Annotated in this window: 22 protein-coding genes; 14 read left to right on the forward strand and 8 right to left on the reverse strand. The window is 61.7% G+C overall.

Annotated features, from left to right (window positions below):
• Positions 1-175: 175 nt before the first annotated feature.
• Together amn and KGA96_RS10910 are read left to right on the forward strand one after the other, a co-directional pair.
• Entirely contained in the window at positions 176-1,675 is a 1,500-nt protein-coding gene (gene amn / locus KGA96_RS10905) for an AMP nucleosidase (protein ID WP_223512764.1), read from the forward strand.
• Between the two features lie 71 nt (positions 1,676-1,746).
• A complete protein-coding gene (locus tag KGA96_RS10910; protein WP_046041705.1) occupies positions 1,747-2,382 on the forward strand; it encodes a pseudouridine synthase in 636 nt (211 codons plus the stop codon).
• Here the strand turns inward: KGA96_RS10910 and KGA96_RS10915 are convergent.
• Both KGA96_RS10915 and KGA96_RS10920 read right to left on the reverse strand, forming a co-directional pair.
• Complete coding sequence (locus KGA96_RS10915) at positions 2,377-2,586, reverse strand: DUF2788 domain-containing protein (RefSeq protein ID WP_007937369.1); 210 nt, start codon at positions 2,584-2,586, stop codon at positions 2,377-2,379. The two genes, KGA96_RS10910 and KGA96_RS10915, sit on opposite strands and share 6 nt — an antisense overlap.
• A 254-nt stretch (positions 2,587-2,840) precedes the next feature.
• Positions 2,841-3,320 (reverse strand): Lrp/AsnC family transcriptional regulator, encoded by a 480-nt coding sequence (locus KGA96_RS10920; RefSeq protein ID WP_007937367.1) that lies wholly within the window; start codon positions 3,318-3,320, stop codon positions 2,841-2,843.
• A 437-nt stretch (positions 3,321-3,757) separates the two neighbouring features.
• On the opposite strand from KGA96_RS10920, the gene KGA96_RS10925 reads away from it, so the two are divergent.
• A complete protein-coding gene (locus KGA96_RS10925) occupies positions 3,758-4,807 on the forward strand; it encodes a DUF6515 family protein (RefSeq protein ID WP_223512766.1) in 1,050 nt (349 codons plus the stop codon).
• Here KGA96_RS10925 and KGA96_RS10930 read toward each other — a convergent pair.
• Together KGA96_RS10930 and KGA96_RS10935 are read right to left on the reverse strand one after the other, a co-directional pair.
• Complete coding sequence (locus KGA96_RS10930) at positions 4,801-5,697, reverse strand: cation diffusion facilitator family transporter (RefSeq protein ID WP_223512768.1); 897 nt, start codon at positions 5,695-5,697, stop codon at positions 4,801-4,803. The genes KGA96_RS10925 and KGA96_RS10930 overlap by 7 nt on opposite strands.
• A 41-nt stretch (positions 5,698-5,738) precedes the next feature.
• Complete coding sequence (locus KGA96_RS10935) at positions 5,739-6,158, reverse strand: polyribonucleotide nucleotidyltransferase (protein WP_223512770.1); 420 nt, start codon at positions 6,156-6,158, stop codon at positions 5,739-5,741.
• 109 nt (positions 6,159-6,267) lie between these two features.
• On the opposite strand from KGA96_RS10935, the gene hrpB reads away from it, so the two are divergent.
• Positions 6,268-8,784: an ATP-dependent helicase HrpB gene (gene hrpB, locus KGA96_RS10940; protein ID WP_223512772.1), complete on the forward strand. Its 2,517-nt coding sequence runs from the start codon at positions 6,268-6,270 to the stop codon at positions 8,782-8,784.
• A gap of 132 nt (positions 8,785-8,916) precedes the next feature.
• Here hrpB and KGA96_RS10945 read toward each other — a convergent pair whose 3' ends face one another.
• Positions 8,917-9,837: a LysR family transcriptional regulator gene (locus KGA96_RS10945; RefSeq protein WP_223512774.1), complete on the reverse strand. Its 921-nt coding sequence runs from the start codon at positions 9,835-9,837 to the stop codon at positions 8,917-8,919.
• A gap of 226 nt (positions 9,838-10,063) precedes the next feature.
• Here KGA96_RS10945 and KGA96_RS10950 point away from each other — a divergent pair, with 226 nt between their 5' ends.
• The 5 genes from KGA96_RS10950 (at position 10,064) to KGA96_RS10970 (ending at position 15,961) form a co-directional block, all read left to right on the forward strand.
• Positions 10,064-11,554 carry an aldehyde dehydrogenase gene (locus KGA96_RS10950; protein WP_223512776.1) on the forward strand — a complete coding sequence of 497 codons (1,491 nt, stop codon included), beginning with the start codon at positions 10,064-10,066 and terminating at the stop codon, positions 11,552-11,554.
• Positions 11,555-11,575: 21 nt separating this feature from the next.
• A complete protein-coding gene (locus tag KGA96_RS10955) occupies positions 11,576-12,946 on the forward strand; it encodes an aspartate aminotransferase family protein (protein ID WP_223512780.1) in 1,371 nt (456 codons plus the stop codon).
• 395 nt (positions 12,947-13,341) lie between these two features.
• Positions 13,342-14,328, forward strand: coding sequence for an ABC transporter substrate-binding protein (locus KGA96_RS10960; protein ID WP_223512782.1), 987 nt, complete (start codon positions 13,342-13,344; stop codon positions 14,326-14,328).
• An 8-nt stretch (positions 14,329-14,336) separates the two neighbouring features.
• A complete protein-coding gene (locus KGA96_RS10965; RefSeq protein WP_007990681.1) occupies positions 14,337-15,140 on the forward strand; it encodes an ABC transporter permease in 804 nt (267 codons plus the stop codon).
• The gene (locus tag KGA96_RS10970) at positions 15,128-15,961 is read left to right on the forward strand and encodes an ABC transporter ATP-binding protein (RefSeq protein ID WP_046041715.1); all 834 of its coding nucleotides are present in this window, start codon (positions 15,128-15,130) and stop codon (positions 15,959-15,961) included. The genes KGA96_RS10965 and KGA96_RS10970 overlap by 13 nt, the downstream gene beginning before the upstream one ends.
• Positions 15,962-16,005: 44 nt before the next feature.
• On the opposite strand, the gene KGA96_RS10975 is transcribed toward KGA96_RS10970, so the two are convergent.
• Entirely contained in the window at positions 16,006-17,085 is a 1,080-nt protein-coding gene (locus KGA96_RS10975) for an endonuclease/exonuclease/phosphatase family protein (protein WP_223512787.1), read from the reverse strand.
• A 66-nt stretch (positions 17,086-17,151) separates the two neighbouring features.
• Complete coding sequence (locus KGA96_RS10980) at positions 17,152-17,826, reverse strand: YciC family protein (protein WP_046041717.1); 675 nt, start codon at positions 17,824-17,826, stop codon at positions 17,152-17,154.
• 178 nt (positions 17,827-18,004) lie between these two features.
• Between KGA96_RS10980 and KGA96_RS10985 the strand changes: the two genes are divergently transcribed.
• The 3 genes from KGA96_RS10985 to KGA96_RS10995 all read left to right on the forward strand — a co-directional run bounded on the left by KGA96_RS10985 (position 18,005) and on the right by KGA96_RS10995 (position 20,019).
• Positions 18,005-18,787 carry a DUF2076 domain-containing protein gene (locus tag KGA96_RS10985; RefSeq protein ID WP_223512789.1) on the forward strand — a complete coding sequence of 261 codons (783 nt, stop codon included), beginning with the start codon at positions 18,005-18,007 and terminating at the stop codon, positions 18,785-18,787.
• A 124-nt stretch (positions 18,788-18,911) separates the two neighbouring features.
• Positions 18,912-19,391 (forward strand): NYN domain-containing protein, encoded by a 480-nt coding sequence (locus KGA96_RS10990; RefSeq protein ID WP_007990686.1) that lies wholly within the window; start codon positions 18,912-18,914, stop codon positions 19,389-19,391.
• Positions 19,392-19,413: 22 nt separating this feature from the next.
• Positions 19,414-20,019, forward strand: a complete 606-nt coding sequence (locus KGA96_RS10995) for a PolC-type DNA polymerase III (RefSeq protein ID WP_046041719.1) — start codon at positions 19,414-19,416, stop codon at positions 20,017-20,019.
• A gap of 133 nt (positions 20,020-20,152) precedes the next feature.
• Here KGA96_RS10995 and KGA96_RS11000 read toward each other — a convergent pair whose 3' ends face one another.
• Positions 20,153-20,605 (reverse strand): Lrp/AsnC family transcriptional regulator, encoded by a 453-nt coding sequence (locus KGA96_RS11000; protein ID WP_046041720.1) that lies wholly within the window; start codon positions 20,603-20,605, stop codon positions 20,153-20,155.
• Positions 20,606-20,769: 164 nt separating this feature from the next.
• Between KGA96_RS11000 and yedA the strand changes: the two genes are divergently transcribed.
• Together yedA and KGA96_RS11010 are read left to right on the forward strand one after the other, a co-directional pair.
• Positions 20,770-21,702 carry a drug/metabolite exporter YedA gene (gene yedA / locus KGA96_RS11005; protein ID WP_046041721.1) on the forward strand — a complete coding sequence of 311 codons (933 nt, stop codon included), beginning with the start codon at positions 20,770-20,772 and terminating at the stop codon, positions 21,700-21,702.
• A 78-nt stretch (positions 21,703-21,780) separates the two neighbouring features.
• Positions 21,781-23,121 (forward strand): DEAD/DEAH box helicase, encoded by a 1,341-nt coding sequence (locus KGA96_RS11010; RefSeq protein WP_046041722.1) that lies wholly within the window; start codon positions 21,781-21,783, stop codon positions 23,119-23,121.
• Positions 23,122-23,190 lie beyond the last annotated feature (69 nt).

Here is a 23,190-nt window from a genome sequence, read left to right on the forward strand (position 1 = left end):
TCACGAGTGACCCGGCACCGCAAACCCCTGTGGGAGCGAGCTTGCTCGCGATGACGGATTAACATTCAACAGTGATGTTGACTGATACGCCGCTATCGCGAGCAAGCTCGCTCCCACAGTTGTTCTCTGTACATAGTCAAAGCCACTGTTCCCGTGAAGCGACGATGCAGGCAAGATGAAGGTCTGCAAGTCAGAACACAGGATGCTGATCGTGACCGAAGCTTTTATTGTCGTTCAAACCGCCGAGCAAGCCGTGGATCGGCTTGCACTCTTGCACAATCGTGCAACCACCGCGCTGAGCCAGGCGCTCAAGCGTTACCTCAAGGATCGCGTCGAGCCCGATGCCGAACAGCGCGCGATGTTCCGCTATCCCGAATTGCGCTTGACCTACCTATGCCAGGGCGAAGTCCCGCAGACCACTCGCGCTTACGCCAAGGTTCAGTTGCCGGGCACCTACAGTGTCACCGTTACCCATCCGTCGGCTTTCCGTAAATACCTGCTGGAACAGCTCGTTCCGTTGATGCACGACTTCACCGTGACCGTGGAAGTCGGTGTCAGCCAGCAGAACATCCCGTACCCGTATGTGGTCGAGCAGGGAGATGAGCTGGCGGGTTCCGGCGTCACCGCCGCGGTGCTGGCGCGGGTGTTCCCGAGCACTGACCTGTCGGCGGCGACCGACGGCATTGCCGACGGTTTGTACGATTGGGAAAACACCGATCCGCTGCCACTGGCGCTGTTCGATGCTGCCCGGGTGGATTTCTCCCTGCGCCGACTGGTGCATTACACCGGCAGCGACTGGCGGCATGTGCAGCCGTGGATTCTGCTGACCAACTATCACCGCTACGTCGACCAGTTCATCGTCCATGGCCTGGAACAACTGCGCAAAGACCCGCGTTTCGTGCGCATGGTGCTGCCGGGCAATGTGATCATCGACAAGAGCATGGACCACGGCGAAGCCTCGGCGATTGCTGCCGGTGTGGTCTGGCACCGCTACCAGATGCCGGCCTATCACCTGATCGCCAGTGACGGCCACGGCGTGACTCTGGTCAACATCGGTGTCGGCCCGTCCAACGCCAAGAACATCACCGACCACTTGGCCGTGCTGCGTCCGCACTGCTGGCTGATGATCGGTCACTGCGGTGGCCTGCGTCAGTCGCAGACCATTGGCGATTACGTGCTGGCCCACGCCTACATGCGTCGCGACGGGATTCTCGACCGGGTGGTGCCGCCGAACATTCCGATTCCGGCGTTGGCCGAAGTGCAACTCGCGCTTCAGCAAGCGGCGGCCAACGTCACCGGCGAGAAGGGCGACGAACTGAAGAAACGCCTGCGTACCGGCACCGTGCTGACCTACGACGACCGTAACTGGGAGCTGCGTTGGGCGCAGGAACGGCCACTGATCAACCTGTCCCGTGCCGTGGCTGTGGACATGGAAAGCGGCACCATCGCCGCCCAGGGGTATCGCTTGCGGGTGCCGTACGGCACGTTGCTGTGCGTCTCGGACAAGCCGCTGCACAGCGAAATCAAGCTGCCGGGCTCGGCCAACGCTTTCTATGAGCGCGCGGTCAGCCAGCACCTGAAGATCGGTATCGAGGCGGTGGACCTATTGCGCACCGAACTCAACTCGTTGCACTCGCGCAAACTGCGCAGTTTCGACGAGCCGCCGTTCCGCTAACAGTTGTCATGGTCATTTGGCGGTCAGGGCACTAGCATTAGCAGCCCTGATCGCTAGATGCTCACGTCGCCATGTCCCGTCCTCAACGCCCCGTTTCCCGCCGCCCTGGCGCGAAACCCTCTCCCGCAGCCCCGCGTCGTGTCGCCAAGGCACCGCCGTCCGAGCCGAAACTGATCCTGTTCAACAAACCTTTCGATGTGCTGACGCAATTCAGCGACGGGGAAGGGCGTGCAACGCTCAAGGATTACATCGATGTACCGGGAATCTATCCGGCCGGACGGTTGGACCGCGACAGCGAAGGCTTGTTGCTGCTGACCAACGACGGTCAGCTTCAGGCGCGGATCGCCGACCCGAAACACAAGCTGGCCAAGACCTATTGGGTACAGGTCGAGGGCGAGCCGGACGCCGAGCAGTTGCAGCGCTTGCGTGACGGCGTCGAATTGAATGACGGCATGACCTTGCCCGCCGAGGCGCGGCAACTGGACGAGCCCGAACTGTGGCCGCGCAATCCGCCGGTACGCTTTCGTAAAAGCGTGCCGACCAGCTGGCTGGAGTTGGTGATTCGCGAAGGGCGCAACCGGCAGGTGCGACGCATGACCGCGGCGGTCGGGTTGCCGACCTTGCGTCTGGTGCGAGTCAGGATCGGTGACTGGACGATCGAAGGGCTCGATCAGGGCCAGTGGAAGGAAGTGCCGGCGCGCTTATAACGTGCCGGATTCGATCAGGCCGATCACCACGCTCTTGATCACGAACGCCGCCACGCCAAGGCCCAGCACGAAGAACAGAATGAATGAGCCAAAGCGCCCGGCCTTGGACTTCTTCGCCAGATCCCAGACGATGAAACCCATGAAAATGATCAGGATGCTGACCAGACCGGTCATCATCCACTCTTCGAAAACGGCAGGATCCATCGAACATCTCCAGCGCGGGCTTGGCTAAAAGGGCGCGGGGAGTATACGCCTGCGCGGGTTCGCGCTGTATTGACCTGCGTCGGTGTGTCGCACCTGTGGCGAGGGGGCTTGCCCCCGTTCGGCTGCGAAGCAGTCGCAAACGCAGAAAATACGGTGTGTCAGATACAACCTGCATGCTGATTTCAGGGCTGCTTCGCACCCCAACGGGGGCAAGCCCCCTCGCCACAAAAACAGTTGGTGCCCCGCAATCTCGATCAGCTACGCAGATGAGTCAACGGCAACTCAGTGCTGTTGAGCACCTGATTCAACACAAAACTCGACCGTACGCTGGTCACGCCTTCAATCCGCGTCAGATGCCCCAGCAGCAGTTTCTGGTAGTGGTCCATGTCCGGCACCACGACCTTGAGTTGATAGTCGGCATCCATCCCGGTCACCAGGCTGCATTCGAGCACTTGGGGCAGGGTGCGGATGGCCGCTTCGAAATTCTCGAAACGCTCCGGCGTGTGGCGGTCCATGCCGATCAGCACGTAAGCGGTCAGGCTCAGGCCGAGCATCTTGCGGTCGAGCAGGGCAACCTGGCGGGAAATGTAGCCGTCGTCTTCCAGTTGCTTCACCCGCCGCGAGCACGGCGAAGGCGACAGGCCGATGCGCTCGGCCAGCTCCTGGTTGGAGATGCGTGCGTCGCGCTGCAGTTCCGCCAGAATACTCAGGTCGTAACGGTCGAGTTTGCTCATCAAACGGTCCTTTGTCGTAACTATTGCGAAGGATTATGTATCCGAGGTTAAAAATTGCGCAAGTGATGTTTAATTCGGCAATCTTCGCAATCCTCTGCCGGCGCTCCCGGCCTATTCTTATCACCAGAATCACTGCTCGGACAAACAGTCCAGTGCGGCTCGCCGAATCAGGCCCGCCGCGGTCGCCACCCCCACCGGGGATGTGCCGGCCCCCGAGCTACACACTGTCCAGAAGACGGCGTGAGGTGAGCCGACGCCACAAGTGTCGAGCCAGGACGAAGTTCTCTAAGGGGAGGCCGACGGGTCTCCCCTTTTTCTTGTGCGGAATTTGCCCCCCGACCCTCAATAAATAAGTTGCGTGACTGATAACCTGTCGCAGAACCGGCCACTGCTTTCTCAGTCTTACGTACAGGCCCTTATCCGCAATGAGGAAAAGCATGAAATCGCGCATCTGGCGTTTGGCCGGTGTTGGTTTGCTGTGTGTCAGTGTCACTGCGCAAACGATGGCCGATGAGCCGCAAAACCGTGGCCATGATGGCGAGCAACACGGCCAGGGTGGGCATCAGGGCGATAACCAGGGCCATGGTGGCAGCAATCAGCCGCATCCGCAAAACGGCCAGCAGCAGAATCAGCCCCGGGCGCAGAGCAACGACAATCGCCAGTACGATCACAACGGCCAGAATCAGCATCAGGACGATGGCCAGTGGCAGAACCATCCGGCGCCGGATTTCAACAGCCGGGTTCGCTCGCCGCCACCTCCGCCGCAGTTGCCGGCCACTGACATGCCAATCCAGCCCCGGCCCGACACCGTGCGCCAGACCCAGCAGCCGCAGCGCGGTTACTACCAGGACCAGCCGCGTCGCAACGATTACAGCCATCGCTGGAATGGCTACACAGGCGCACCGTCCTATGACAATCACATGCAGGGGCGCCCGAGTGGATACGGTAACAGCTGGGGGCCAGGCCCCAGGTATCGCCCCGGCCAAGTGATCGACCGCTTCCCCGAACGCAACTTCCGCGTGCCTTACCGTGGCATGGATTACTACTATTCCGGCGGTTACTGGTATCGCCCGCTCGGTCCGCGCTATGAAGTGGTGGAGCCACCGCGCGGGATTCGCGTCAGATACCTGCCTGATTACGCCCAGCAGGTGTGGATCGGCGGGGCGCTGCTGTTTCTGGCGGCCGGTTCGTATTACGCCTATCAGGAAAGCACTCAGGACTACGTTGTGGTCGAGCCGCCGGTTGACCAGTCGCAACCGCAACAACCCGCCGGCAGCAATGGTTATGACGTGGAGGCCTATCCAGCCAACGGTCAGTCGCCGGAGCAGGTCAGTCGGGACGGTTACGAGTGTTATCAATACGCGGTGCAGCAGAGTGGTTTCGATCCACGAACCGCCACCTACCAGCCAGACCCGTCGGTGGTGCAAGCCTACCGACAGGCCCAGGGCAACTGCCTGAGCAGTCGCGGTTATCAGGTGACTTACTGATCCCGCACGGCTTTCACCACTTCCTGCGGGTCGGCGTGCACCAGCACTTCGGCTCGCGGGTAGGCGGCGTGAATGGCTGCTGCGGCCTGATCGCTGATGCCATGGGCAACGGATAACGTCAGCTCCCCCGGCAGCTCCAGATGCAACTGCACAAACCACTGGTTGCCGGAGATCCGCGTGCGCAGGTCATGGGCACCCAGCACGCCGGGGACGCTGCACGCCAATTCCAGCATGTGCTGGCTGACCTCCGGCGGCAGTTCTTCATCCATCAACACCGCAAAGCTCTCACGGGCGATCTGCACTGCGCTCCACAGAATGTAGGCGGCGATTCCCAGACCAAACCAGGCGTCGACCTGAAACCAGCCAAACCCGGCCAGTACCAGCGCCAGCAGAATGCTGCCGTTGAGCAGCAGGTCCGAACGGTAGTGCAGCGAGTCGGCACGCACGGCGTTGGACCCCGTGGCCTTGATTACCCGATGTTGCAGCGACAGCAAGGCCAAGGTCAGGACGAGGGAGAAGACAATCACGCCGATACTGATCCACGGCGCGCCGATCGGTTCGGGATGTTTGAGCCGTTCAAAGGCCTGCAACGCGATCAGTACCGCACTGCCGCCAATGAACAGCGCCTGGGCCATGCCCGCCAACGACTCGGCCTTGCCGTGCCCGTAGCGATGATCATTGTCGGCGGGGCGCAGGGCGTAATGCACCGCCAGCAGGTTGAGCAATGACGTGACGCCGTCGAGTGTCGAGTCGGTGAGTCCGGCGAGCATGCTCACCGAGCCGCTCAGCCACCAGGCGATGGCTTTGGCGACGATCAGGATGCACGCCACCGCCACCGAGGCACGGGTCGCCAGCCGCAGCAGGCGGGCGTGTTCGGAGCTGGAGGTCATAGGGGCCATCGTTCCTTGAAGAGTCCTTTCGTGCGTAGGTATTACGCGGCGGGTTGCAGGCCGAACATCGCCAGTTGTTGGGAGCTGCCTTTACTCTGGATCAGGCGTGGATCGTCCAGCGGGAAGCTGCGGCCCAGTTCACTTTCCAGAATAGTCTGCAACTTGCGGTTATCGACCTTGCCGTCGGGACCGATGGCGTCCTTGAGTTTTTGCGGGTCGACCTGAGCGGTCTTGCCCGGCTCGAAGTAAATCGCGCCGGTGGCGAAGTCCACGGCAAACGCAATCAGGCCGGGGATGATGTAGAACAGCAGGCCCACGGCGTCGAGCGCGGCGATGGCCGGGTCGATCTTGCCTTCGATCTGGCCACGGCGATCCGGGTAGAAGATAGAACCGCAGGCGGTCACTTGAGTCAGCAAGGTTGCGACCAGAACACCGCCAATCAGGCGAAAGGGAACATGCATATAAAATCTCCTGGGTAATCTCGAAACGAAACGTCGTCGGTATGAATTAGGACCGTGATTAACGCCACGCAGTTCGCCGTTATACTCGCCGCTCTGTTTTGGAGCCAGCATGATTTCTTTGCCGATCGATGAAGTTTTACCCGCCCTGCGTGAAGCCCTCGCTACGCGCCACGAAGCCGTGCTCGAAGCGCCGCCCGGCGCGGGTAAAACCACCCGGGTGCCTTTGGCCTTGCTCAACGAGCCGTGGCTGGCCGGGCAGACCATCCTGATGCTCGAACCCCGCCGGTTGGCCGCACGCGCAGCAGCGGAACGGCTGGCCAGTGAGCTGGGGGAGAAGGTGGGCGAAACCGTGGGCTATCGCATTCGGCTCGACAGCAAGGTCGGTCCCAACACCCGCATCGAAGTGGTCACCGAAGGCATCCTCACCCGGCGTTTGCAGGGTGACCCTGCGCTCGAGGGCGTGGGCCTGCTGATCTTCGATGAATTTCACGAACGCAGCCTCGACGCTGATCTGGCCTTGGCCCTGAGCCTTAATGGCAGGGAGCTGTTCCGGGACGATCAGCCGCTGAAAATCCTCTTGATGTCCGCCACGCTCGAAGGCGAACGCTTGGCCGGGTTGCTCGACGACGCGCCGATCCTGCGCAGCGAAGGGCGCATGTTCCCGGTGGCGATGCGCTGGGGCCGGCCGTTCCAGGCCGGTGAATTCATCGAGCCGCGTCTGGTGCAGACCATCCTCGAAGCCTTGAACGACGAGACCGGCAGCGTGCTGGTGTTCCTGCCGGGGCAGGCAGAAATCCGCCGCGTGCATCAGCAACTGGCCGAAGCCTTGGGCGAAAGCACTCAGGTTCTACTGTGCCCGTTGCACGGTGAACTGGACCTGGCCGCGCAACGTGCGGCCATCGATCCGGCTCCTGCGGGCAAACGCAAAGTGGTGCTGGCCACCAACATCGCCGAAACCAGTTTGACCATCAACGGCGTGCGGGTGGTGATCGATGCCGGGCTGGCGCGGGTACCGCGTTTCGACCCCGGCAGCGGCATGACCCGCCTCGACACCCAACGCATCTCCAAGGCCAGCGCCACCCAGCGCGCGGGCCGGGCCGGGCGACTGGAACCGGGCGTGTGTTATCGCTTGTGGTCCCAGGACCAACACGAGCAACTGGCGGCCTATGGCAGTGCGGAAATCCTCTCGGCGGACCTCGCCGGGCTGGCCTTGCAGCTGGGACGTTGGGGCGTGACGCCCGGACAACTGGTGTGGCTCGACGTGCCGCCGGCCGCCGCTTATGCACAGGCTCAGGACCTGCTCGAACGCCTGGGGGCGCTGGAGGGTGAGGCACTGACCCGTCACGGCCAGGCCATGGCCGAACTGCCGGCGCATCCGCGCATCGCGCATTTGCTGTTGCGCGGCCAGGCGCTGGGTCTGGCGGACATGGCCTGTGATGTCGCGGCACTGCTCGGCGAGCGCGATATCTTGCGCGGCGCCGGGGCGGATCTGCACAGCCGACTAGTGCTGCTGTCTGGCGAAGAGCGCGCCGCACGGGGTGCTCAGGGCGGGGTGCAACGCGCACGGCAACTGGCGCGGCAGTATCGTGGATACCTGCGCGGCAAAGCCTCGGAGCCGGTCAGCGATCCCGAACATCCGCGCTGGCTCGGCGCGTTGCTGGCGCTGGCCTATCCCGACCGGGTCGCCCAGCAACGGCGGGCCGGTGGTGCGGAGTATCGCCTGGCCAACGGACGTGCCGCACTGTTTGCCGAGGCCGACAGCCTCATGAAGCAAGCGTGGCTGGTGATCGCTGATCTGGGCAGTCGCCAGGGCCAGCGTGAGGAGCGGATTTATCTGGCGACGGACTTCGATCCGGCGCTCTTCGACTCCGTGCTGGCCGAGCAGGTGCGCTGCGTCGACCAACTGGATTGGGATGAACGTGAAGGCGTGCTGCGGGCCGAGCGTCAGCGCAAGGTTGGCGAACTGATCCTCAGCCGCGAGCCACTGACCGGTCTCGACGAAACCGCCCGCAGCCAGGCGCTGGCGAACCTGGTGCGGCGCAAAGGCCTGGAACTGTTGCCGTGGACTCCGGAGCTGCGTCAGTGGCAGGCGCGGGTCGCCTTGTTGCGGCTACTGGATCTCGCCGGCAAGGGCGAGAGTGAGTGGCCGGATGTCAGCGACACGGCATTGCTCAAGAGTCTGGAGCACTGGCTGATGCCGTATCTGGGCAAGGTTTCGCGGCTCAGTCACTTTGCCAACCTGGACCTGTCGAACATCGTCCACAACCTGCTGCCGTGGCCGCTGCCACAACGCCTGGACGAGCTGGCACCGCATCATTTGAGCGTGCCGTCGGGCTCGTCGATTCGTCTGGACTACAGCGAACAGCCGCCGATTCTGGCGGTGCGATTGCAGGAGTTGTTCGGTCTGGCCGAGACTCCGCGCATTGCCGGGGGCCGGCAGGTGGTCAAGCTGCATCTGTTGTCCCCGGCGCGCCGGCCGGTGCAGGTAACTCAGGACCTGGCCAACTTCTGGCGCAGCACCTATGCCGAGGTGAAGAAGGATTTGAAGGGGCGTTATCCGAAGCATTACTGGCCGGATGATCCGCTGGTGGCGGAGGCGACTGCGCGGATCAAACCGCGTAAATAATCGCCAAGGCAACACCCAACCTGTGGCGAGGGAGCTTGCTCCCGCTGGACTGAGTAGCAGGCCCTGCTTTTCAGGTGAAGAGTTGGGGCCGCTCCGCGACCCAGCGGGAGCAAGCTCCCTCGCCACAGGGGATCAGTGTGAGCTTTCGGATTTCGCCGTGAGTTGTTCGCGGCAATAGTCTGCAAACAACTGCGCCGGTTTGGTCAGCTGCCCACGCTTGAGCCATGCCGCCACCAGCCCGGAACCGGTGACGTCCTCGGCGATGTCCACGCACACCACTTTCTGCCCGTCGTAGGTGCACTCCGAATGCGGCTTGGTCACCAGGATAGAGAACCCGAAGCCCTGGCCAACCATGCCGCGCACCATCTCGATGGATGGCGAGCTGAAGGCGATGCGTGGGGTCAGGCCCAGCTCCTCGAACAGGCTGACGAAGTAGGTGCGGCTCGGCTGCACGTCCAGAAGAATCATAGGCTCCAGGCACAAATCCCGTAGCGACACCTGCGCCTGCTGGGCAAAGCGGTGATCCGCCGGCAGCAGCGCGTAAGGTCGTTGCGCCGGCATCAGCGGTTCGGTTTCGATGGTGCCGTCCAGATCGTGCTCGTAAAGGATCGCCAGATCGAAAGCGCCGGAGGTCAGGCCCTGCACCAGCTCTTGTTGCTCGCCGTCGCGGATGCGGATTTCCACTCCCGGGTACAGCGCCGAAAAACCGGCAATCAATTGCGGCAGGTACAGCGGCGCGACGGTTTCGAAACAGCCGATATCGATCTGCCCGGACACCACATCGTTGTCGGCCAGGGCGTTCTGTTCGAACTCCTTGGCCATGCGCAGCAGTTCCTGGGCCTTGCGGTAGAAGCGTGCACCGCTGGGGGTCAATGACACGCCCTGTGCATGGTGACGAATCAGCAGTTGCACGCCGAAACTGTCTTCCAGCCCTTTGATGGCCGTGGAGATCGAAGGCTGGGCGATGTATAGCTTGCGCGAGGCCTCGGCAACGCTGCCGCACTCGACGGTGGTGATGAAGTATTTCAGTTGACGCAGATTGTAGGCAGCCACAGCAAACCTCGGGGGAGAACGGATCAGGCATCCTGGCAATTTGCGCGCCACCCCTATCCGCTCGGGTAGCGATTTGTTGTGTTTGAACAATAACCACATGCTGCGCCAGAAGGGAGATTGGCTACGTAGTTTTTTCTTGGCCTGCGAACACATTTTTACTGGTTTTCCACCGCTCGGGCCTGAGCGACTATCCAATACACAAGAATGTCCTCTGGAGCATCTGAACGTGTTCGAGCTTGAGTATTGGCAACGCAAGGCCGCTTCCCTGCGGTTTCCCGACCAGGCCGTGATCGACGGCCAGCGCCGCGCGGCGCAATCGGGGCAGACTTTCGCCGCGATCAACCCTGCCACCGGGCAATGCCTGGCCAACGTTGCCGCCTGCGGCGAAGAAGATGTGAACGCGGCGGTGCACAATGCGCGGCAGGTCTTCGAGGCTGGCACCTGGGCTGCACGCTCGCCGAGCGAACGCAAGCAAGTACTGTTGCGCCTGGCCGACTTGATCCTGGAAAACCGTGAAGAGCTGGCGCTGCTCGATTCGCTGAACATGGGCAAGCCCGTCACCGATGCCTACAACATCGACGTGCCGGGTGCCGCTGGCGTGTTCCGCTGGTACGCCGAAAGCCTCGACAAACTCTACGATCAGGTCGCGCCGAGTGCGCAGAACGTGCTGGCAACCATTACTCGCGAAGCCTTGGGCGTAGTGGCTGCCGTGGTGCCGTGGAATTTCCCTCTGGACATGGCTGCGTGGAAACTCGCCCCGGCCCTGGCCGCCGGTAACTCGGTAATCCTCAAACCGGCCGAGCAGTCGCCGTTTTCTGCCCTGCGACTGGCTGAGCTGGCGCTGGAGGCGGGGATTCCGCCAGGCGTACTCAACGTACTGCCGGGCCTCGGCGAGCAGACCGGCAAGGCACTCGGCCTGCACCCGGACGTCGATTGCCTGGTGTTCACCGGCTCCACCGAAGTCGGCAAATATTTCATGCAGTACTCGGCCCAGTCGAACCTCAAGCAGGTGTGGCTGGAGTGCGGCGGCAAGAGCGCCAACCTGGTGTTTGCCGATTGTCAGGATCTGGATCTGGCGGCCGAGAAAGCCACATTCGGCATCTTCTTCAATCAGGGCGAAGTTTGCTCGGCGAATTCGCGGTTACTGGTGCAGCGCTCGATTCATGACGAGTTCGTCGAACGCCTCAAGGCCCAGGCCGAACGCTGGTTGCCGGGCGATCCGCTGGACCCGTCGAGCGCCGCCGGGGCCATCGTCGACAGCCGTCAGACCGCGCGCATCATGAAGTTCATCCAGCAGGCCGAACTGCAAGGTGCGACCAAGGTTTGTGGCGGTCGGCAGTCGATCTTCAACGGCTCGGACAACTTCATCCAGCCGACGATTTTCACCGGCGTGACGCCGGACATGCCGCTGTTTCGCGATGAAGTGTTCGGCCCGGTGTTGGCGATCACGCCATTCGACGACGAGGCCCACGCCTTGCAGTTGGCCAACGACAGTGTCTACGGTCTGGCGGCTTCGCTGTGGACCGACGACCTCAACCGCGCCCACCGTGTGGCGCGACAATTGCGGGCCGGTACGGTGTCGGTCAACAGCGTCGATGCGCTGGACGTGACCGTGCCTTTTGGCGGTGGCAAGCAGTCGGGTTTCGGCCGCGACCTGTCCCTGCATTCATTCGATAAATACACCCAGTTGAAGACCACCTGGTTTCAATTGCGCTGATAACAAAACGGAGAACTGGCGATGACCACATCACGTGACACCCGCGACTACCAGGCCGCCGACGCTGCGCACCACATCCATGCGTTCGTCGATCAGAAAGCCCTCAACGAAGAGGGGCCACGGGTGATGGTCCGTGGCGAACGCCTGCACCTGTGGGACAACGATGGCCGGCGCTACCTCGACGGCATGTCCGGGTTGTGGTGCACCAACCTCGGTTACGGGCGCAAGGACCTGGCCTTTGCTGCGAGCCAGCAACTGGAACAGCTGCCGTACTACAACATGTTTTTCCACACCACCCACCCGCAGGTGATCGAGCTGTCCGAGCTGCTGTTCAGCCTGCTGCCGGCTCACTACAGCCACGCGATCTACACCAACTCAGGCTCCGAAGCCAACGAGGTATTGATCCGTACGGTGCGTCGCTACTGGCAGGTGCTCGGCAAGCCCGAGAAGAAAATCATGATCGGCCGCTGGAACGGTTACCACGGTTCGACCCTGGCCGCGACGGCGCTGGGCGGCATGAAATTCATGCACGAAATGGGCGGCATGATTCCGGACATCGAGCACATCGACGAGCCGTACTTCTTCGCCCACGAAGGCAACCTGACCCCGGCTGAATTCGGTCTGCGCGCGGCCCAGCAACTGGAAGCGAAGATTCTCGAGCTGGGTGCGGACAAGGTCGCGGGCTTTATCGCCGAACCGTTCCAGGGCGCCGGCGGCATGATCTTCCCGCCAGAAAGCTACTGGCCGGAAATCCAGCGCATCTGCCGCAAGTACGATGTGCTGCTGTGTGCCGATGAAGTGATCGGCGGCTTCGGTCGTACCGGCGAATGGTTCGCCCACGAGTACTTCGGATTCGAGCCGGACACCCTGTCCATCGCCAAGGGCCTGACCTCAGGTTATATCCCCATGGGCGGTTTGATCCTGTCGAAGAAAATGGCTTCGGTGCTGGTGGAGCAGGGCGGCGTGTTCGCCCACGGCCTGACCTATTCCGGGCACCCGGTGGCGGCGGCGGTGGCGATTGCCAACCTCAAGGCCCTGCGTGATGAAGGCGTGGTGACGCGGGTCAAGGACGACATCGGTCCGTACCTGCAACAGTGCCTGCGGGAAGTGTTCGGCAAGCACCCGCTGGTGGGTGATATTCAGGGCACCGGCATGGTCGCGGCGCTACAACTGGCCGAAGACAAATCCACTCGCAAGCGTTTTTCCAACGAAAACGACATCGCCTGGCGCTGCCGCACCATTGGTTTCGAGGAGGGGGTGATCATTCGCTCGACCTTGGGCCGGATGATCATGGCGCCGGCGTTGATTGCCAGCCGTGAAGAGATTGATGAGCTGATCAGCAAGACCCTGAAAGCGATGGATCGTACGGCGCAGGAATACGGCCGGCTCTGATCTTGCTGGAAGGTCCTGCGGACCTTATCGCGAGCAGGCTCGCTCCTACATTGGATTTGTGTCGATCATCGGAAACGAGGGCGACATAGACCCCCTGTAGGAGCGAGCCTGCTCGCGATTGCTTTTGTCGAATCAAACTACTTCTCAAGTCTTGCACCCACCTCGGGCATCCCTGCCCGTAGCGCCCTTTCACAGTGCGCGCTAACCAGTTTTTTCATCGTTCGCATCCACATATTTCCTCATTTTCCTAATCCCGCCCTTGGGCCAACATCGATCTCGCCAGCCCACCGAATGCTGCCCGCCGAAGGGTCCCTGAGAGATCACAGGTTGCAGCCGATTCAGGGCTCGCCGTACTGCCCATGACAAAACTAAATCAACAGCTTTGGGAGTGCTCCATGATCAAGTCCTTGCTTACCCGCGTTGCCCATCCACTGGCGGTCACCGCCATCGCCGCGACGGTCGCTACCAGCGCCCAGGCCGGCACCCTGTCCATCGGTCATACCACCTGGGTCGGCTACGGCACCCTGTACCTGGCCCAGGACCTTGGCTACTTCAAGGAAAACGGTTTGACCGTCGAGTTGCCGGTGGTCGAAGAAGCGGCGATGTACATGGCCGCACAAGCGTCCGGCGAGTTGTCCGGCTCGGCGTCGACCATCGACGAGGTGCTCAAGTACCGTCCGCAATTCTGCTTCAAGGCCGTGGCCGCGCTGGACGACAGCCATGGTGGCGACGGCGTGCTGGTAGGCAAGGACGTCAAGAGCCTGCAAGAGCTCAAAGGCCAGGCCGTGGCGGTGAATGAAGGTTCGACCTCGCAGTTCTGGTTGTCGTATCTGCTGAAAAAGAACGGCATGAAAATGAGCGACATCACCGTGCAGAACATGACGGCCGACGACGCCGCCACCGCATTCATCGCCGGTCGCGTACCGGCTGCCGTGACCTGGGAGCCGCACCTGTCGATGGTTCGCGACAAGAAGCAAGGCAAGGTGCTGGTCGACAGCAGCAGCACGCCGGGGGTGATCGTCGATGTGGTCGCACTGAACTGCACCGTGATCGAAAAGCAGCCGGAGGACGTCAAGGCGCTGGTGGCCGGTTTGTACAAAGCCGTGCAGTACACCAAGGATCATCCACAGGAAGCCTACAAAATCATGGCCAAGGGTGTCGGCGGTTACCTGGCCGATCCGAAGGAACTGGAAACCGCAGCGCAAGGCGTGCGTTTCTACGATCAGGCCATGAGCGAAAAACTCCTGGGCGCGCCGGGTAAACCGGGTGACAGCGCACCGCTGATCAAACTGGCCAACGAGACCGCCAGTGAGCTGCAAGGCAAGCCCTACAACGTCAGCAATGACGACCTGATCGACAACCGCTTCGTCACCCCGCTCTAGGAGGCTGCATGTTCAAGCGCAATTCATGGCTGAGCCGTTGCATCACGCCCAAGACCGGTTTGCCGGTCTCGGTGATCTGGAGCGCGAGTGGCCTGGCCTGGGTGCTGTTGGTCGGCCTGTGGGCCGGCTTGTCCTACGGTGGCGTGGTGCCGGGCATGTTCCTGCCGACGCCGGGCGCGGTGGTCGAGGCCGCCGTGCGCCTGGGGCGCGACGGCACCCTCGGCCAGCATGTATGGGCCAGCGTCGAAGTGGTGATGGTCGGTTTCATCGTGTCGTCCCTGGTGGCGGTGCCGCTGGGACTGCTGATGGGCAGCTTCCGCATCGTCCAGGCCTTTCTTGAGCCACTGGTGAATTTCATTCGCTACCTGCCGGTGACCTCGTTCGTGCCGCTGTTCATCCTGTGGATCGGCATCGGCCTGGAACAGCGGGTGTCGGTGATCATCTTCGGCGTGTTCTTCCAGCAACTGGTGATGATCGCGGACGTGTCCAAAGGCATCTCCAAGGACCTGATCAACGCCTCCTACACCCTCGGTTCGAACCGCCGCGATGCGGTGCTGCACGTGATCGCTCCGGCTTCCCTGCCAGGTGTGCTCGACACCCTGCGCGTGACCATGGGCTGGGCCTGGACTTACCTGGTGGTGGCTGAACTGGTCGCCGCTTCCAGTGGCCTGGGTTACCTGAGCCTCAAGGCCATGCGTGGCTTCCAGGTGGATGTGATTTTCCTCGCCATCGCGATCATCGGCCTGCTGGGCCTGGTCACCGATCAACTGTTCCGTTTCCTACGTCTGAGGATCACCGCATGGGCTCAGTAACCGCCGCCACTCATCGTTTTACCGCCCCTCATGCTGCCCCGGTGAACGCGCCTCGGCTGAAGGTGGACAAGGTCAGCCTGAGTTACAAGAAACCCGATGGCGGTACCTTTACCGCGTTGGAGGAAGTGTCGTTCGAGGTGCCGGACCAGCAATTCGCCGTACTGGTCGGACCTTCGGGTTGCGGCAAGTCGAGCCTGCTGTACCTCACCGCCGGCCTGGCCGAACCGACCTCTGGCGAGATCTACGTCGGCGGCCAGCAGGTGGAAGGCCCCGGTGCGGATCGCGGCATGGTGTTCCAGAGCTACACGCTGTTTCCGTGGCTGACGGTGCGGCAGAACGTCGAATTCGGCCTCAAGCGGCGCGGCATGCCGGCGGCGCAACGCAAGGACATCGTCGATTACTACGTCAACGAAGTGGGCCTGAGCGGCTTTGCCGACAACTACGCCAAGCAGTTGTCCGGCGGCATGATGCAGCGCGTCGCCATCGCTAGGGCACTGGCCAATGACCCGCAGATCCTGCTGATGGACGAACCCTTCGGCGCGCTCGACAGCCAGACGCGCCTGCAAATGCAGCAGTTGTTGCTGCGGGTGTGGGGCAACAGCAAGAAGACGGTGTTGTTCGTGACTCACGACATCGACGAGGCGATCCTGCTCGGCGACCGGGTCTACGTCATGGGTGCCAGACCGGGGCGAATCAAGCAGATTCTGGATGTGCCGATCGAACGTCCACGCAACCTGGACATGGTCATGGAGCGCTCGTTCATCGAGATGAAACGCGAGATCTTCGGGCTGCTGCATGATGATCTGGAGGAGGTGCATTAAGTCAGGTTTGCACAGACCCTGTGGGAGCGGGCTTGAGTGAGGTGCTACGGCGCAGCCGGCAACAGGAACCGCGCAATCACCGGCAGGTGATCGGAGATACGCAACGTATCATCCTGCCGCACCATGGCCTCGACCCGTTTGATCCGCGGACTGTAGAACAGGTAGTCGACGGTCCGGTCCGGGCCTTTCAGCCCGGGATCGTTCGGGTAGTGGGTCAGCCAGCGCTCGCGGTCGATACCACTGGCTTCGTTGTTGCTCGGGATCATCGGGTACTTGTCCCACAGCAGGTGCAACGGGCTGTCGGCGGAGTAGGGCGCGCGTTGCGCATCGGACAGGCGTCGATACTGGCCCAGCGGCAACAGGTTGAAATCCCCACCGATCAGCCACGGCGTGCCACGGCTTTCAAATTTATCGAGGGCCTTGGCCACGGCGTTCACCTGGTTCTGCAAGGTGTTGTCGGCTCGATTGGCGCGGTCCAGATGGGTATTGAGCACCGCTATTTGCCCACCGTCACTCAATGGCAAATAACTCACCAGCAAGGCGTCTTTGGGTTTGAATTGGCGGCTGAGCGGATTGCCCGAGGTGATGGGCAGTTGCAGCCGTTCGGCATGTTCGATCTGGTAACGGCTCAGGGTCGCCAGTTGCCGGCCGACACTGCCGAAGATGTGCGGGTTCGGCACGAAGTCTGCTTTCCAGTCGAACGCGCTGATGCCACACGGATACAAGTCGGCGAGCCGTTCTTGCAGCAGTTTGAACTGGTGCTGGTAATCGCTGGCCTTGGCGCCGTCGTCCAGTTCCTGCAACAGCACGATGTCCGGCTGTTCGTCGCGAATCACCCGCGCCACTTCGTCGAGGCTGAAAGCCATGTCTTCCGCTGTGGGGCGTTCGTCGGTGCCGGCGGCCAGGTCATTCCAGAATACGTAGCGTTTGCCGGCCAGGTACTGGACGTTCCAGGTCATCACCTTCAACGCCTGCCCGGGGACCAGGGAGGGGGCCTGGGCACTGCAACTGACAGGCAACACTTCTTTGGCATCGGGGTGCCAGGTCAGGCTGTAGATCATCGCGGTGATCAGGCCGATCACGATCAGCAGGCCCAGCAGGGTGTAGCGCAGTAGACGGGTCATGGCTCGGCTTATTAGCGTTACAAAATTGTTCCCGAGCATACCCGAGAGCGATGGTCGCGCCCAAGGTCAGAGCAGTGAGTCATTTTTCTCAGGCAACGGGTTGATCAGCATGAACAGACGGAACAGCACCACGCTGGTAAACAGCTGCAGGAAGCTGTGGGCGCTGTCGATCAGCACTGAAACCACCGGGTTCTGAGGTTCCGGGTACACCGCCAGGGTGGCCCCTTTGAGCAGCCACAGTGGCCCCATCACACACAGAATGCACAGCAGGATGCGCAGGAAGTGACCTTTAGTCATGCGCAGGCTTTCCTTCATGGCCGCCAGCGGCGCCAGGCCGCGCAACACCAGCAGGTATTCGCCAAACGCCAGGGTCACCATCAGGTAGATACCCGGCAGGAAATACAGCGACAGGCCCAGCAGAATCAACACGGTATTGAGCGCCGTCAGCAAGGCGAAGCGCGGCCAAAGGCTCGCCGCCATCGCCAGCAGGTCGCGGTTGCGCGGCGACTCGCCCCGGCTGCGGGCGTCGAGAAACAGGATCAGCGCGGCGGTATACAACGGGTACACCAGCAAACCTACAATCACGCTGATGCCGGGGAAACTGTCCGGCTCCGTGGAGTGGTCGACCACTTGTTGCAACAGTGCCTCAAGCATTATCAGCGGCAGGCACAGCTGCGCGATCTGGCCCAGATTGCGCTTGAAGAAATACAGGGAGTCACGCAGAACATCTAACGGATTCATCAGTTGGTATCGCAGGTTGGAAGCAGTGGCTCACTTTAACCGATCAAGCGCTCGGGAACGCAAACGTAAACGTTCGGTAAAGGACATTGAAACATCTTGTTTCAGCCTCCATTAAGGTTGAGCACCTTATTCTCATTGGATAAAGGCAACGATTTTCCCGGCAATCTACGAGGTCGCCATGAACAGCGAAGAACAAACCCTGATCGATGGACTGTTTTCCCGGCTGCAACAGGCCGAAACGGACTCAGCCCCGCGCGACGCCCAGGCAGAGGCGCGGATCAAGGAGCACCTGACGCACCAGCCCGCGGCAGGTTATTTCATGACCCAGGCGATTCTGGTGCAAGAGGCGGCGATCAAGAGCCTCGATGAACAGAACAGGCAATTGACCCAGCAAGTCCAGCAGTTGCAGGCCGAACTGCAACAGGCCAAGGCCCAGGCGACCCCGGCTCCTGCGCCGGGTAGTGGTGGCTTTTTGTCGAGCATCTTTGGCGGCAGCTCTCGTGAGCCGCAGCCCGCGCCAACCCAGAGCGCACCGCCATCGAGCGGTGGCTGGCGTGAGCCGGGACGCTCGTCGTTCGGTGCGCAACCGCCACAGCAGAACTTCGGCGCGCCGCCGCAGAACTTTCCACAGCAGGGCTATGCACCCCAGCAACAGGCTCCGGCAGCGGCCGGCAGCAGTTTCCTTGGTGGTGCACTGAAAACCGCCGCCGGCGTGGCGGGTGGCGTAATGCTGGCACAAGGCATCAGCAGCCTGTTCCATCACAATCAGCAACCAGAAGTCGTCGAAGTCATCAAGGAAGAGCCCGCCCAGGTCAACGACCAGGGCAACAATGGCTGGGGCGATGACCAGCGCATGGCCGGTAACGATTCCTACAGCAACGATCAGGGCGGGTTCAGCGACGCCGACTACAGCGATGATAGCTCATCGTTCTTCGGCGGCGACGACGATTCCTTCGTCTGACACGTCAGTGGCAAGGGAGCTTGCTCCCTTGCCACATAGCTGATTATTCGCGGAACAATCCTTCGGGCTGGCATACTGGGCAACTTTTCGGGCCTGGTGCCTGATTCAGCCTTGAGGAAAGCCGGTGAAAAAAATCGCAGTGTTCGCCGATGTCCAGAACCTCTACTACACCGTGCGTCAGGCCTATGGTTGCCACTTCAACTACGCCGCACTGTGGGCTGACATCAGCAAACAGGGCGAAATCGTCGAAGCCTACGCCTACGCCATTGACCGTGGCGACAGCAAGCAGCAGCAGTTCCAGCAGATCCTGCGCAACCTTGGTTTCACCGTGAAGCTCAAGCCGTACATCCAGCGCAGCGATGGTTCGGCCAAGGGCGACTGGGACGTGGGCATTACCCTCGACATCATGGATGCCGCCGACCATGTCGATGAAATCGTCCTGGCTTCCGGCGACGGTGATTTCGACATGCTGCTGGAACGCATCATCAGCAAGCACGGGGTGCAAGCGGTAGCCTACGGCGTGCCGGGCCTGACCGCCAACTCGCTGATCCGCGCCGCCAGCCGTTACGTGCCGATCGAAGGCGCGTTGCTGCTCAAGAATTGATTTTTACGGAGTTGAACCAGGTTTGGAACGCATAGCAGTCATCGACTTTGAAACCACCGGGATCTCCCCGAGCAGCAGCTGCCGGGCCACGGAAATCGCCGTGGTGATCCTTGAACAGGGGCGCATCGTCGAGCGTTACCAAAGCCTGATGAACGCCGGCGTGCGCGTCCCGGCCTTCATCGAGCAACTCACCGGCATCAGCAACGCCATGCTGCGCACCGCGCCGTCGGCGGAGCAGGTGATGAACGAAGTGAATGAATTCGTCGGCTGCACCCCGTTACTCGCGCACAACGCCGCGTTCGACCAGAAGTTCTGGGACTTCGAACTCGGGCGAATCAAACGCACCCGCTTGCAGAACTTTGCCTGCTCGCTGCTGCTGGCCCGCCGCCTGATGCCCGCCGCGCCGAACCACAAACTCGGCACCCTCACAACCTTCGCCAACCTGCCCCACACCGGCAAGGCCCACCGGGCCATGGCCGATGCCGAGATGGCGGCCAACCTGACCGCGCACCTGGCTGAAGAGTTGCGCCAGAAGCATGGCTTGCGCGAGCTGTCCCATGACTTGCTGTGCAAGTTGCAGAAGGTCCCGGCGGCGAAAGTGGGCGAACACCTCAAACGCTATCGCTGATCCCGCAAACACCGCAAATCCCTGTAGGAGCGAGCCTGCTCGCGATGGCGGAGTGTCAGTCAACACGCCTGTGAATTCTAATCCGCTATCGCGAGCAGGCTCGCTCCTACAGGGGGGCTGCTGTGTCCTTGGGTTACTTGCCATTCCCCTCGATATGCCCCAACGGCACCCGCTTCTCTATCGCACTCGACAACACAATCGACGTCTTGCTGAATCCGAACGTGGCGATCCGGTTGATCAGGTCCTCCAGCTCCGGCATCGAGCCCACCGCCGCTTGCATGATCACGCACGGGTCACCGGTCACCCGATGGCACTCGGTCAATTGCGGGATTTTGATCAGGTCGTCGTAGGCTTTCTGGTTGCCGTGCTGGTTCAGGCGCAGTTCGATCACGCACTGGATCGGCAGGCCGAGCTTGGCCATGTCGACTTTCGCCTGATAGCCGGTGATCACGCCGCTGGCTTCGAGCTTGGCCACGCGCTCGGCTACGGCCGGGGCAGACAGGTTGACCTTGCGCGCCAGGTCCGCGTAGGACGCGCGACCGTTTTCCAGCAGGGCGCTGAGCAGCATGCGGTCGTACTTATCCATCGGGGAAACTCCTGAAAATGGCCGACTTTCGAAAACACGGTTTATAGCGCTGAACTCCGTGTTTTGAAAAGTGTACCGGCGCTTTAAACAGGTTTTGTAACTTATTTTCCGGCGCTGGCCTTTCTAGAATAGCCGTTCACTTGTCCTTGCCTGTGAGCTGCCCCATGTCCGGCCTTCGTCGCTTTCCCTTACCCTTGATCGCTGCCTTCTTCGCCTTGTATGTGATTTGGGGCTCGACCTACCTGGTGATACGCATCGGCGTGGAATATTGGCCTCCACTGTTGCTCGCCGGCATCCGCTTCGTCATCGCCGGGACCTTGATGTACGCCTTCCTGCGCTGGCGCGGGGCGCCAGCGCCGACCTGGACGCAATGGAAAGCCGCCGGAATCATCGGGATTTTGCTGCTGGCGTGCGGCAACGGCGCGGTGAGCGTGGCCGAGCATACGGGCGTGGCCTCCGGGGTGGCGGCTTTGGCGGTGGCGACTGTGCCGCTGTTTACCTTGCTGTGCGGATATTTCTGGGGCGCGCGCAATACCCGTCTCGAATGGGCCGGGATTGTGCTCGGCTTGATCGGCATCGCCATGCTCAACCTGGGTTCCAACCTGCAATCGAGCCCGTTGGGCGCGGCGTTGCTGATATTCGCGGCGGCGACCTGGGCCTTTGGCTCGGTGTGGAGCAAACATTTGCCGTTGCCTCAAGGCGCAATGGCCAGTGCCGTGGAAATGCTGGTGGGCGGCGTCGTGTTGCTGATCGCCAGCGCGGTCAGCGGTGAACACCTGGAAAAGGTGCCGCCGATCGAAGGTTGGGCCGCGCTGGCCTACCTGACCGTGTTCGGTTCGATCATCGCTTTCAACGCCTACATGTACCTGTTGAAGCACGTGCGTCCGGCCGCGGCCACCAGTTATGCCTACGTCAACCCGGCGGTGGCGGTGTTGCTGGGGATCGTGTTCGTCGGCGAAACCATCGGTATCGAAGAAGCCCTGGCGATGGCGGTGATCATCAGCGCCGTGGTGTTGATCGGCTTGCCACAATGGCGTCGCACGCCAGAGCGGCCAGTGGTGGCGACGGCAGTACCGACAGAATCCCGTGTGAATTAGGGTAAACTGCGCGCCATTGCATCTTGTTTTGCACACTTGTTTTGAAAAACCCGCGCTGAATTTTCCTACGGTACTCCCATGACTTTCGCCACCCTTGGCCTGATCGAACCCTTGCTGCGCTCCCTCGAGACGCTCGGCTACCAGACTCCGACGCCGGTTCAGGCGCAAGCCATTCCGGCGGTGCTGGCCGGTCGCGACCTGATGGCCGCCGCCCAGACCGGCACCGGCAAGACCGCCGGTTTCGCTCTGCCGCTGTTGCAACTGCTGGCCATGGAAGGGCCGAAAGTCACCGCCAACTCGGTCCGTGCGCTGATCCTGGTGCCGACCCGCGAACTGGCCGAGCAGGTTCACGAAGCCGTGCGCCAGTACGCCGAAAACCTGCCGCTGCGCACCTACGCGGTATACGGCGGCGTCAGCATCAACCCGCAGATGATGAAGCTGCGCAGCGGTGTCGACCTGTTGGTGGCGACCCCGGGCCGTTTGCTCGACCTGTTCCGCCAGAACGCGCTGAAGTTCAACCAGCTGCAAACCCTGGTGCTGGACGAAGCCGACCGCATGCTCGACCTGGGCTTTTCCGAGGAGCTGGCGAACATTTACCGCGCGCTGCCGAAGAAACGTCAGACGTTGCTGTTCTCCGCGACCTTCTCCGACGACATCCGCCTGCTGGCCGGGCAGATGCTCAACGACCCGCTGAGCATTGAAGTCAGCCCGCGCAACGTTGCGGCCAATACGGTCAAGCAATGGATCGTGACGGTGGACAAGAAGCGCAAGCCGGAGCTGTTCGTGCACCTGATGCGCAAGGGCAAGTGGAAGCAGGTACTGGTGTTCGCCAAGACCCGCAACGGCGTGGATGCGCTGGTGGATAAACTCCAGGGCCTGGGCATCAATGCCGACGGCATCCACGGCGACAAACCCCAGGCGACTCGTCAGCGCGCACTGGACCGCTTCAAGGCGAGCGAAGTGCAGATTCTGGTCGCTACCGATGTGGCGGCCCGTGGCCTGGATATCGAAGACTTGCCGTTGGTGGTCAACTTCGACTTGCCGATCGTCGCTGAAGACTACATCCACCGCATCGGTCGTACCGGCCGCGCAGGTTCGACCGGTGAGGCGATTTCCCTGGTGTGTGCTGATGAAGTGAATCTGCTGTCGGCCATCGAGATGCTGACCCGCCAGACCTTGAAGCGGCAGAACGAGCCTGACTTTGAGCCTGAGCACCGCGTACCGGACACCGATGCCAGCGGCCAGGTCGTCAAGAAACCGAAAAAACCGAAGAAGCCCAAGGCTTCCGGTGGCGGTGGTGGTAAACGCAATCTGGGTCGGTGGGTTGATAGCGGAGAGGTTGCGCCGGCGGAGCCTTCGATCAAGCCTGTGCGCAAGGTGCCGGTGTTCAATACCGGGCCGCGTAAGCGTAAACCTTGATTAACTGCGGCGTCTGTTAAGCCGCCATCGCGAGCAGGCTCGCTCCTACAGGGGATTTGTGAACAACGC

It is taken from the genome of Pseudomonas sp. GL-R-26, assembly GCF_019947365.1.
Lineage (GTDB): Bacteria > Pseudomonadota > Gammaproteobacteria > Pseudomonadales > Pseudomonadaceae > Aquipseudomonas.